Genomic DNA, 10,256 nt, shown 5'->3' with positions numbered 1-10,256 from the left:
GGTAATTCTCCCCCCCGAGGGGTCATTCCACCATTAACGGCAAGGGATTTTGCTCCTTACTGCTATGCCCGTGTCCGTACTTTGTCATTAAAATCAGAGTTAAACTCAGTTGACCCATCCCGGCCCTAAATGGCAGGGTTTTCCCGTGTCATACTTTTTGGTAACAATCAGAAATTCAAGTGGTGTGAAAAAATCATGGCTGTATCCCTTAAGCAAGCTCTAGTAGTGGGTAGCTACATTGTTGGCCAGCGGCTCCAGGGCAAAAAGCGCTTTCCCCTAGTGCTAATGCTGGAACCCCTATTCCGCTGTAACCTAGCCTGCCAAGGCTGTGGAAAAATTCAACATCCCACGGAAATTCTTAAGCAAAATCTTTCCCCAGAAGACTGTTTTCGGGCCGTGGAGGAATGTGGTGCCCCGGTGGTATCGATCCCCGGCGGTGAACCTCTGCTCCATCCCCAGATAGATGAAATTGTCCGGGGCTTGGTGGCCCGCCGAAAGTTCATCTATCTTTGTACCAATGCGATTTTGCTGGAAAAAAGCCTCGATAAATTTCAGCCTTCCCCCTACCTGACTTTCAGCGTCCATCTCGATGGCCCCAGGGAGCACCACGACAAATGTGTCGATCGCCAGGGAGTATTTGACAAAGCGGTTGCGGCCATTAAAGCGGCTAAGGCCAAGGGATTCCGAGTCACCACCAACACCACCGTGTTTGAAGGGGCCAACGTAGCAGAAATGCAGGCATTTTTTGACTATCTGCAAACCCTGGGCATCGACGGTATGATGATTTCCCCTGGCTACAGCTATGAGTGGGCACCGGACCAAGACCATTTCCTCAAGCGGGACCAGACCAAAGCCCTGTTCCGAGAGCTATTAGCCCCCTGGAATAAAGGCAAAAAAGCTTGGAACTTTAACCATAACCCCCTATTCTTGGACTTTCTCATGGGGGAAAAGGATTACGATTGCACCCCCTGGGGTAGCCCTAGCTACAGCGTGCTCGGTTGGCAAAAACCCTGCTACCTGCTCAACGAAGGTTATTACCAAAGTTTTCAAGAACTACTGGAGGAAACGGCATGGGAAAACTACGGCCCCAAAAGTAACAATCCCCAATGCCAAGATTGCATGGTCCATTGCGGTTATGAACCCACCGCCGCCCTCGATGCTCTCCACCCCGCCAATATGGGTCGGGCCATGGGGAGTTTGATCAGTGCCTAGGGTCCGATGTCATCGCCAGAAGCCCAAAGATCCCCTATGATTGGCGAAGAAATTTTGAGAATGCCAAAGTTTACAATGCCCTGATTGGCACGGTTTCGTTCACGGTCTGGTTATCTGCATGCATATTGCTTGGTTAGGAAAAAAAACGCCCTTTTGCGGCAATGTAACCTACGGTCGGGAAGTCACCAATGCATTACTAGACCGGGGCCATCAGGTCAGCTTTTTGCATTTTGCCCAGGAGGAGGAGGGGGAGTCCCTGGCGGAAAGTGGTTGCGCTGAAGTGGCTTTGCCGTTTCTGTTTAAGTCAACTATTTATACTATCCCCACCCCCCGCTCTAGCCGGGTTTTGGCCGACGCGCTAGCCAAGTTAAAGCCCGACCTGGTGCACGCTTCTTTGACCCTTTCCCCTCTGGATTTTCGTTTACCGGAAATTTGTGAAGAATTGGGTTTACCCCTGATTGCCACCTTCCATCCCCCCTTTGATAGTAAGCTACGCAATTTTTCCTCCAGTACCCAGTTTTTGACCTACCAACTCTATGCTCCTTCTTTGGCGCAATACGATAAGGTAATCGTCTTTTCTCGGCTGCAGCGGAACCTTCTACTCAAGTTGGGGGTGCCCCGGCAGCGCCTGGCCATCATCCCCAATGGGGTGGCGGTGGAGCGCTATTGTCCGGGGGAAAATGACCTAAAAAAACAGTACCAAGCAGAACGGTTATTTATTTATCTGGGACGCATCGCCCCAGAAAAGAATGTGGAAGCTCTCCTCAAGGGCTGGAAGTTTTCCGACATGGGGTCCCATTGCAAACTGCTGATGGTGGGGGACGGCATTTTGAAATCGACCCTACAAACCCACTACGGCCCAGAAATGGGGGTGCATTGGTTGGGATTTGTGGCCGATGAGTTGACCAGAATTCAACTGTTGCGGGCCGCCGATGCCTTTATTTTGCCTTCCCTGGTGGAGGGTTTATCCCTGTCTTTATTAGAAGCCATGGCCTGTGGCACGGCCTGTCTGGCCACCGATGCCGGAGCGGATGGGGAAGTGCTGGAAAATGGAGCGGGTATTGTGCTCAAAACCCAAGGGGTGACTGCCCAGCTAAAAATTCTTTTGCCTTTACTACGGGACCATCCAGAGATCACGGAACTTTTGGGGCGCAAGGCGAGGGAAAGGGTGCTGGAGCGCTACACCTTTGCGGCCAATATGGTGCAACTGGAATCTCTCTATAAAACTGTGGTGCCCCACCAAGCCCATTCTGCGAACTTAAGTTCTTATTTTTATCTGCTGGAATGACTATTTCCCGTACCATTTGCCTTGGTTTCATTGCGGCGATCGCCGGGGGGGCATTACTGTTGCTGATGCCCTTTGCCACCAGTACCGGGGAATGGGGCAGTCCCTTGGTGGCCTTGTTTACTTCCACTTCCGCTGTTTGTGTGACGGGACTCAGTGTGGTGGATGTGAGCAAATACTTTTCCTTTTGGGGAGAATTGACTGTCATGTTGCTGGCCCAATTGGGAGGGCTGGGCTATATGACCCTGACCACCTTTTTGATGATCCTGATTGGGCGCAAATTTGACTTACAACAACGGTTTGCCATCCAAGAATCCTTCGACCATCGTTTTGCCCAGGGCAGTAATAATTTAATTAAATCCGTCATTGCCACCACGTTAATTTTTGAAATTACTGGCGCGATTATTCTTTTTGGCGTTTTCGTCCAGGATTACCCTCCCATCAGGGCCCTCTGGTATGCCGTTTTCCACAGCATCAGCGCCTTTAATAATGCTGGATTTAGCCTGTTTTCCGACGGTTTGATTGGCTATCAAAGCTCCCTTCCCCTTAACTTGGCGGTTTCCGCTCTGATTATTTTTGGTGGCATTGGCTACCAGGTCATTATTGAGGCCTATTTTTGGGTGGTGCGCAAAGTCAAAAATTCCCAACGGCGGTTTGCCTTTTCCCTCAATCTACGGGTGGTGGTGCGGGTGACCATTTTTCTCTTGTTGTTGGGCTTTTTCGGCATTCTGATTTTGGAAGCCCAGGGCAATCGGGCTTTAGCTCAGTTTTCCCTCCAGGATCGTTTGCTGATCGCCTGGTTCCAGTCGGTGACTACCCGGACGGCGGGCTTTAACACCATTGATTTGAATGACCTTAGTTCCACCAGTTTGGTGCTGGTGATGTTGTTGATGTTTATTGGCGCTAGTCCCAGTGGCACTGGGGGAGGTATTAAGACCACTACCTTTGCTATTTTGGCTAACTGTACCCGTTCAGCTCTGCGGGGCCAGGAAAGGGTAATCATTCATGGCCGCTGTATTCCGCCCCAGTTAATTCTCAAGGCGATCGCCGTGGTGTTTGGTTCGGTGATGACGGTCATTTCTAGCGTGAGTTTGCTAGTTTTCCTAGAATCAGACCAGGAAACAGTTGCCCTAGCCTTTGAAGCGGTGTCGGCCTTTGCCACGGTAGGCCTTTCCCTGGGCATTACCCCGGAGTTAAAACCCCTTTCCCAACTGGTGCTGATTGTCACCATGTTCATTGGCCGGGTGGGCATCACCATTCTAATGGCGGCGATCGTGGGGGATCCCAAGCCAAGTTTGATCAAATACCCGGAGGAAAATTTGCTGGTGGGCTAATGGGCTTTATCCTCCAGGTTGATGGAATTTTACTACTACAATGGGAGATATAGAGCTAACGAGGGTAGTGCCATGGGCATCGCCGTTTGGTCTGAAGATTTGGCCTGTGGTTACGAGTTAATTGACTTACAGCATCGACATCTGTTTGCCCTGATCAATACCTTGGACGAGTCTTTGCAAAAATCCATTGCCAAGGAAGAACTGAGTTTATTGTTGGCGGATTTGCTGGAATATACCGAGTTTCATTTCCGCTGTGAAGAAGAACTGATGCGGAGTTTGGATTACCCTCATCTGTTTGAGCATCGCACCATCCATGAGAAGTTAACCAAACAGGTGATGGATTTACAGTTTCGTTTGCGGCACTCAGAAAGTGTGTTGGCGGTGTTTTTTGATTTGTCTAGCTTCCTGGCCGACTGGCTTAGGCATCACATCCAGGAAAACGATATTAAAATGATTCATTTTGTGCGCCGAGCCCTCAAGGAAAAACAAGCCCAGGTTATCGGTCCAGTTAACTAGACAGATGGGGGAAAAGTTCTGCTTAACCGGGCGGTCTGCTACAATTTTTGAGATTCAATGGGTTGTGATCAATGGCTGTAACGCGGGCGAAAATTGCTTTAGACGCAATGGGCGGTGACTATGCCCCCGAGGAGATTGTTATCGGTGCTATCCGGGCGACTCAAGAATTAGATGTGGATATTTTCCTGGTGGGCGATCGCCAGGCCATTGAGGATTGCTTAGCCCGCCATCCCCATCAGGGACTAAACCTGACCATTGTGGATGCGGAAGGGGTGGTGGAAATGGAAGAAGATGCGGTGGTGGTGCGCCGTAAACCTAAAGCTTCTATTAATGTGGCCATGAATTTGGTCAAGGAAAAACAAGCCGATGCGGTGGTATCCGCTGGCCATTCCGGGGCGGCCATGGCCTCGGCCCTGTTGCGGTTGGGACGCTTAAAAGGCATTGACCGACCGGCGATCGGTACGGTGTTTCCCACCATGATTCCTGGCAAATCGGTGATTGTGCTGGACGTGGGGGCCAATGTGGACTGTCGCCCTAAATATTTGGAACAATTTGCCCTGATGGGGACAGTGTATAGCCAGTATGTGTTGGGGGTGCCGGAGCCGAAAGTGGGTCTGCTAAACATTGGGGAAGAACCCACCAAAGGCAACACCCTTGCCCTGCAAACCCATGAACTACTCAAAAGTAATCCGGAAATCCCTTTTGTGGGTAATGCGGAGGGGCGGGACGTGCTCTCTGGCAATTTTGACGTAATTGTCTGTGACGGTTTTGTGGGCAACATTGTGCTCAAGTTTGCCGAAGCAGTGGGGGAAATTTTGCTCAACATCGTTAAGGAGGAATTGCCCCAGGGATGGCGAGGAAAATTAGGCACCGCGTTGCTAGCCCCTAACCTCAAACGCATTAAACAGCGGGTGGACCACGCCGAACATGGTGGAGCATTACTGTTTGGGGTTGATGGTATTTGCTTGATCAGCCATGGCAGTTCCCGCAGTGGCTCCATTTTTAATGCCATTCGTCTGGCCAAGGAAGCCGTCGATAATCAAGTTTCTGTCCGCATTAACAGTTCCACCTCCCTGTTGATGGAACGGCAAAAAACAGAAGAATTACAGAATATCTAGAAACTCCCTCTGGCCATAGTGACTCAGGGGCCAGCTTTGTCCTATGCTTTAAGCCTGTAATCGCTCACCATGACATCAGCGGGAGTCAGGACTTTTGAATACCCTTGGCAGTGGCCTCAAAATTATTGGCAGTGGCACGGCGATCGCCGACCAGAGTTTGACAAATCAAGACCTGAGCAACATTGTTGAGACTTCCGACGAGTGGATCCAGTCCCGCACGGGGATGCGCCAACGCTACATTTGTTCAGCTGATGAAAATCTAGCCAGTTTGGGGGTTAAGGCTGGCCAAAAAGCCCTGGCCATGGCGGGTTTACAACCAGATGATCTGGATTTAATTATTCTGGCCACCTCCACCCCCGATGATTTGTTTGGCAGTGCGGCCCAAATTCAGGGGGGATTGGGGGCTACCAGGGCCTTTGCCTTTGACGTCACGGCGGCCTGTTCTGGGTTTGTGGTCGGGCTCAATGTGGCGGCCCAATTTTTGCGCACCGGCGTTTACCAACGGGTTTTACTAGTGGGAGGGGACGTACTTTCCCGTTGGGTGGATTGGTCTGACCGCACCACCTGTGTGTTATTTGGAGATGGGGCCGGGGCGGTGGTGTTGCAACGGCAAGCCCAGGACAATTTGCTCGCCTTTGAAATGTACACCGATGGCACTGGCAATGGCTGTCTGAATTTGCCCTACCAAGCAGTGCCCCAACCTTTAACAGCAGGAAAAACCGTTGCCCAGGGCACCTATCAACCCATCACCATGAACGGCCGGGAAGTGTACCGTTTTGCCGTGGCTAAGGTGCCGGAAATCATCGAAAAAGTAGTCTTTAAAGCTGAACTAACTACCGCTGACCTAGACTGGGTTATCCTCCACCAAGCCAATCAACGCATTATGGACGCCGTTGGCGATCGCCTGGGTATTCCATCGGAGAAGATGATCAGTAATGTGGGCAATTATGGCAACACCTCGGCAGCTTCCATACCTCTGGCGTTGGACCAAGCGGTGCGGGAGGGGAAAATTAAAGAGGGAGACCTAATCGCCCTGGCCGGCTTTGGGGCCGGCTTAACCTGGGCCGCCAGCGTCGTGCGCTGGTAAAGGTAAATTAGTAGACGTGGAAGGAACTGGCCACCGTGTCAAACAAATTTTTCACCGTATCCCAGCGGTCCTCCGCCGTGGATAAATCAAACGTAATTAACTTTCCCCGGTTAGTGGTCACACTGGCCAAATCATGGCGTTCCACATTGTCCCCCACCAACACCCGGTACTCCAAAGTGTAATAAACCTGACCGTCTTCATCCCTTTCTTCCGCCGTGATTAATTCCGCCTGGCGATCGCCTTGGGCGGCCTCATTGACTGTTTTCATGAAGCGGTAGCCCACATCGGTGGCTGTGCCCAAATCCGTCAGGGTTTTATCGCTGGGAATTTCACTAATAATCACACTCAAATTTTCATCCCGCTCAATCAAATCCCGGAATACCACATCCACCCCAGGGGAAGCTCCTTTGACGTCCACCCCAATCCAACCATTGGGATACAGAAACTCATAACCATCTTTGGTGTCACTGTAGCGTTGCAAACTGGCAATGCCCACCCCTCCACAGGCGGTGAGGGTAAAGCTCAGTAGTAAAATTACCAGGACTACAGCAGTGGATAGGGACTTTTTCAACATGGGAGAAGGGGAAGAACTGGGCCGGAAGGCAAAATTACCTTCCCTTACCCATTAAACCTCCAATGGTTGGCCAGAAACTAGGGGCTAAATGTTCCCGCACCAAAAAATAGCTAAGAATGGACCATAGTAACTGCTCCAAAGTGCGGCGTGAGAGCAAATGCCATGCCAGTCTATTTCCTTCCCAATCCAGAGGAAGTTGTTGAGGTTACAATCGGCAAATTCACGGCAGAGGCGGCCGGAGCACCGCCCAACGGGTCAAGAATATAAATTTAACTTATTAAAAGGTTCGACAAGTTTGAGGACATTCTCCGTCAAAAATACTGCTTGTGAGCCGGATATTGCATAAACTTAGAAATATAGTTTTTTCCGTAGAAATAGTCTTATTTCTATCCATTAAATAAAGGCAATTTGAGGTTAGAGCGGATTGCTAGCCCCATATTGAGACCGCTATTTGCTTTGTCCAGAGATACTTTCAGCGATTTTTCTTCAATAAATTTCACTGGACTTAGGCCGATGTCGACCATCACCATGGAATGAAGACCATGAATAAGTTTGAATCGAGACAATCAGAATCAAAGATAGATAGCAATGGTGGCTGGATAATTCATGTGTATGATAAAAGCCGCCGCCTTTTATTTGTCCTAGAGCCTTCCCACGCTTGGCTCTTTTTACTGGGTTGTGGTGTTGGTTTACTGCTGTCCGTGGTTTGGGTCAATGTTGCTGGCCATGGCCCCTCGCCGGAATCCCCGCCAGTCAAGGAATCGCCCCCTTTGCAGGTTGACTAGCCTCAATAGTTTAAATAGTTGAAAATTTGCTGCATTGACTAACCCATAGAACGCCATCGAGCAAAATTATTACTCACCATGGAGTCCCAGGAAAGCGGCGATCGCCAAATAATAGTAAAACTTATCATTCAAATTGGAAATTACTTAGCAGATCCAGGGGGGACAGTCGCAAAATTGGGCGGGTTTGAGTATAGACTTTAGCTTATAGATTTAGAAGCATAGATATTTTTGTCTCAATAGACTATGGTCTATGCAGGTTGCTGTGAAACAGCCATGTTTTTCCAGCACACAGCGCATCGAAATGCCGATGTTAGTGGGGGGAGGATTATTGATTGCTCTCCCAGGTGTATCAAGCCAGCCACCGAGGATTCGGGGCCAAGCTTTACTACCCCAATCCCCATAAATTTCAACCAAGGAGACAATTTACATTATGGATTTTTTGTCCAATTTCTTGACGGACTTCGTGGGGCAGTTGCAGTCCCCAACCCTAGCCTTTTTGATTGGGGGGATGGTTATTGCCGCCCTTGGTACCCAATTGGTAATTCCAGAGGCGATTTCTACGATCATCGTCTTTATGTTGCTCACTAAGATTGGCCTGACCGGAGGTATGGCGATCCGCAACTCCAACTTGACGGAAATGCTCCTACCCATGGCATTCTCTGTAATATTAGGGGTTCTCATTGTATTCATCGCCCGCTTTACCCTGGCTAAAATGCCCAACGTCAAAACCGTGGATGCCCTTGCTACCGGTGGTTTGTTTGGAGCAGTCAGTGGTTCTACGATGGCCGCCGCCCTCACTACGTTGGAAGAATCAAAAATTTCCTACGAAGCTTGGGCCGGTGCCCTCTATCCTTTTATGGATATTCCTGCCCTGGTAACGGCGATCGTCGTGGCTAATATCTATCTCAATAAGCAAAAGCGTCGTGCCAACGCCATCGAGGGGGCTTTAAGCAAGCAACCCGTTGCCGCAGGGGATTATGGCGATCAATCGGATTACCCCCGTACCCGCCAGGAATATTTGAGCCAGCAGGAACCGGAGGATAATCGGGTCAAGATCTGGCCGATCATCGAAGAAAGTCTACAAGGCCCCGCCCTCTCAGCCATGTTATTGGGCCTTGCCCTTGGCATATTTACCAAGCCGGAAAGTGTCTATGAAGGCTTCTATGATCCTCTTTTTCGAGGCCTGCTTTCTATCTTGATGCTCATTATGGGGATGGAGGCTTGGTCTAGAATTGGCGAATTACGTAAAGTAGCTCAATGGTATGTGGTCTATAGCTTAATAGCCCCAATAGTGCACGGTTTTATTGCCTTCGGTCTTGGTATGGTTGCCCACTACGCTACGGGATTCAGCCTCGGCGGTGTGGTGGTTTTAGCAGTCATCGCCGCCTCTAGTTCTGATATCTCCGGCCCCCCTACCTTGCGAGCTGGTATCCCGTCTGCCAATCCCTCTGCTTATATCGGTTCATCCACCGCAATTGGTACTCCCATTGCCATCGGCGTGTGTATACCGCTTTTCATTGGGCTTGCCCAGACCCTTGGTGCAGGTTAATCCCCAACAGATTGTGGTCTGTCAGTAATCCCTTGACCTAACAGACCAAAAAGATTAACTTACATACTTCTAGGAGATAAACAAAATGGCTAAACCAGCGAATAAGCTCGTCATCGTCACGGAAAAGATTCTGCTCAAAAAAATTGCCAAAATCATTGACGAATCCGGCGCCAAAGGATACACAGTAATGAATACTGGTGGCAAAGGTAGCCGTAACGTACGCTCGTCGGGTCAACCTAACACTTCCGATATCGAGGGTAATATCAAGTTCGAAATATTGACTGAAACCCGGGAAATGGCTGAAGCAATTTCTGATCGGATTGCCGCCAAGTATTTTAATGATTACGCCGGCATCATCTACATTTGCAGTGCAGAAGTGCTTTATGGGCACACGTTCTGTGGGCCAGAGGGCTGTTAAATTAACGATAACTAAGCTCGTTTCTATTCCGGCAACCGCATGCAAAACAAAACTGTTCTTGGGCGGTTGCTTTTTGTTTGTTTTTTCAGGAGATTGTAGCTCTATTTCAACTGTTTAGAGAGTCACCATGTTTTCCGATCTTTTCAGTGCGACCCAAACCCCCAAACCATAGATAAAATTTAAGCCGACTACAAGTAGGGTAAATTATCAGAAAAATGGGTCTAAAATCCCGTTCCTATTGCACCTTAACCTTTGCCCGCAATAAGCCAGAGCCGTAATCTTGGGTTTGACAACGGAATAGCTCAATTGACTTTATTGTTGCCGTCGTACAAAAACCTTGCCCCAGCCCACTGCAACTTATCCCGCAGAGTTTTATAA

Annotated in this window: 10 protein-coding genes; 9 read left to right on the top strand and 1 reads right to left on the bottom strand. The window is 49.5% G+C overall.

The features are described from left to right. The first annotated feature begins 129 nt into the window (after positions 1 to 129). The 6 genes from hpnH (at position 130) to IQ219_RS10860 (ending at position 6,552) form a co-directional block, all read left to right on the top strand. Complete coding sequence (gene hpnH / locus IQ219_RS10885; RefSeq protein WP_368667601.1) at positions 130 to 1,212, top strand: adenosyl-hopene transferase HpnH; 1,083 nt, start codon at positions 130 to 132, stop codon at positions 1,210 to 1,212. Positions 1,213 to 1,330: 118 nt separating this feature from the next. Further along, entirely contained in the window at positions 1,331 to 2,500 is a 1,170-nt protein-coding gene (locus IQ219_RS10880) for a glycosyltransferase family 4 protein (protein ID WP_194072605.1), read from the top strand. Next, positions 2,497 to 3,831 (top strand): TrkH family potassium uptake protein, encoded by a 1,335-nt coding sequence (locus tag IQ219_RS10875; protein WP_194072604.1) that lies wholly within the window; start codon positions 2,497 to 2,499, stop codon positions 3,829 to 3,831. The genes IQ219_RS10880 and IQ219_RS10875 overlap by 4 nt, the downstream gene beginning before the upstream one ends. Positions 3,832 to 3,903: 72 nt before the next feature. After that, a complete protein-coding gene (locus IQ219_RS10870; RefSeq protein WP_190599099.1) occupies positions 3,904 to 4,347 on the top strand; it encodes a bacteriohemerythrin in 444 nt (147 codons plus the stop codon). Positions 4,348 to 4,418: 71 nt separating this feature from the next. After that, positions 4,419 to 5,465 (top strand): phosphate acyltransferase PlsX, encoded by a 1,047-nt coding sequence (gene plsX / locus IQ219_RS10865; RefSeq protein ID WP_190599098.1) that lies wholly within the window; start codon positions 4,419 to 4,421, stop codon positions 5,463 to 5,465. A gap of 94 nt (positions 5,466 to 5,559) precedes the next feature. Then, entirely contained in the window at positions 5,560 to 6,552 is a 993-nt protein-coding gene (locus tag IQ219_RS10860) for a beta-ketoacyl-ACP synthase III (RefSeq protein WP_194072603.1), read from the top strand. 7 nt (positions 6,553 to 6,559) lie between these two features. Here IQ219_RS10860 and psbP read toward each other — a convergent pair whose 3' ends face one another. Then, positions 6,560 to 7,126 carry a photosystem II reaction center PsbP gene (gene psbP, locus IQ219_RS10855; protein WP_190599096.1) on the bottom strand — a complete coding sequence of 189 codons (567 nt, stop codon included), beginning with the start codon at positions 7,124 to 7,126 and terminating at the stop codon, positions 6,560 to 6,562. Positions 7,127 to 7,668: 542 nt separating this feature from the next. Here psbP and IQ219_RS10850 point away from each other — a divergent pair. From IQ219_RS10850 to IQ219_RS10840, 3 genes are all read left to right on the top strand, one after another. Further along, entirely contained in the window at positions 7,669 to 7,911 is a 243-nt protein-coding gene (locus tag IQ219_RS10850) for a hypothetical protein (RefSeq protein ID WP_194072602.1), read from the top strand. Positions 7,912 to 8,341: 430 nt separating this feature from the next. Continuing rightward, positions 8,342 to 9,460, top strand: coding sequence for a sodium-dependent bicarbonate transport family permease (locus tag IQ219_RS10845; RefSeq protein WP_194020439.1), 1,119 nt, complete (start codon positions 8,342 to 8,344; stop codon positions 9,458 to 9,460). Between the two features lie 85 nt (positions 9,461 to 9,545). Continuing rightward, the gene (locus tag IQ219_RS10840) at positions 9,546 to 9,878 is read left to right on the top strand and encodes a hypothetical protein (RefSeq protein WP_190599093.1); all 333 of its coding nucleotides are present in this window, start codon (positions 9,546 to 9,548) and stop codon (positions 9,876 to 9,878) included. The last annotated feature ends 378 nt before the right edge of the window (positions 9,879 to 10,256 follow it).

The organism is Synechocystis sp. LEGE 06083, assembly GCF_015207725.1.
Lineage (GTDB): Bacteria > Cyanobacteriota > Cyanobacteriia > Cyanobacteriales > Microcystaceae > Synechocystis > Synechocystis salina.
The sequence above is the reverse complement of the archived record's forward strand: the minus strand, read 5'-3'. Positions and strand labels throughout refer to the sequence as shown.